The sequence below is a fragment of the Endozoicomonas sp. SESOKO3 genome, from assembly GCF_024606255.1.
The window spans coordinates 1-1,297 of the sequence record NZ_JAHHPR010000223.1; the positions used below are offsets into that span (position 1 = coordinate 1).

Sequence of the window (1,297 nt, forward strand, 5' to 3'; positions counted from 1 at the left end):
ATGTTTTTTTTCTTGCATATCTCTATCAGGGTTTGCGCTTTTTCCAGCTCTTCCTTACTTAATTCGTAATGGATATTTTCTTTCACTTGTTCCAATGGGTCGTCAGGGATCTGAGTGTCTGCCGTTTTCTTTTTTTTGGCCGCTGGTCCGGCAGCTGCTTTTGAATGAGTCCTCTTTCTACCCGAGCCCTTGTTTTTTTTCTGAACGGGTTCTGATGAATCCCGCTCTGTTTCTTCCCGGATTCGTTTTGCTCTTTTATTTTTGTTAGTGCCCGAAAGGCACTTGTTGCACAAAAACGCTGGATCTGATAGCTCATTGGCTATACGACTTAATTCCTGTGTATTCAGTGCCTTGTCACATTTTGAACAAGTGACAACCGAACTTCCGGTATCCTGAAAAATTGAGGGTTTCAGTGGGTCATCGCCTCCGAGACCACTGCCGTCTGTCGAGCCGGTTTTCTGGTTACCGGCAGCGACTTCGCAAATCTGGCCGGATTGGCCTGTTGTTCTGGTCGTTGATGCTTTGGTCGTTCTGGAGTGCTGGCCGTTTTTCCCGGTACCTGCCTGACGGCCTGAATATTTGCCAGCAGCGATCTCACGGTAAACACTAAGTTCCTGACCATTCTCTGTCAGCCATGTCTGAACCAGACACGAATACATCATGGCAGGCCCTGATCTTTCGAGATCGAAAAGATCCGCTTCAATCACCATGATCCGGTCTGACAAAATTCGAGCCAGCATGGATTGCCCCGTCATAGTTGCCCATTGCCGTTTGATCCGTAACATTCGAAGCAGTTGCCTTTTTTGTTGCAGGCATTTTTGAACAGGGCCAAGAACAGAGGCAAGGTCAGGCACGGGCTTTGGGTCAGGATTCCAGTGGTTTCCGTCAGGTGGCTTATCGCCATCGTCTCCCCCGGCAGCGCCGATGGCGATCAGCGCAGTGGAAGAGTGCTCTGGCGTCTCAGGGGGCACAAGCATGAGATCAATGCGGTGTGTATGCTTCATTGGCCAAAGGGGTAGGGGAGGCCGTTGGAGAGACGCAAGAGGTCTGTTATTCGGCAGCAGCTTAAGCAAACGGAGGGCGAGTGGCATAAACCCAACCGAATGAAGGTCGGGCGGTTCAGGTTCAGCCAACTTATTAGTGTATAAGAAATTTGCTGGTAGCGGATTTGAGCCGACCAATCCCACTGCGGGCAGTGACTCCCCAAACATTATGGTCACTAACAGAAGCAGTGATTGAACCATCGAGCAGATAGCTTTGTTTTTTTGTGGGCGTCGCATAGACCCAGGCTCATTGA

The 1,297-nt window shown here is 49.8% G+C and carries 1 protein-coding gene; it reads right to left on the bottom strand.

Going from position 1 to position 1,297, the window contains the following annotated elements; all coding sequences use genetic code 11:
* Window positions 1-1,004 (bottom strand): hypothetical protein (locus tag KDK18_RS03965; protein WP_257253367.1); only part of this gene is annotated, 1,004 nt, incomplete at its 3' end.
* Window positions 1,005-1,297 lie beyond the last annotated feature (293 nt).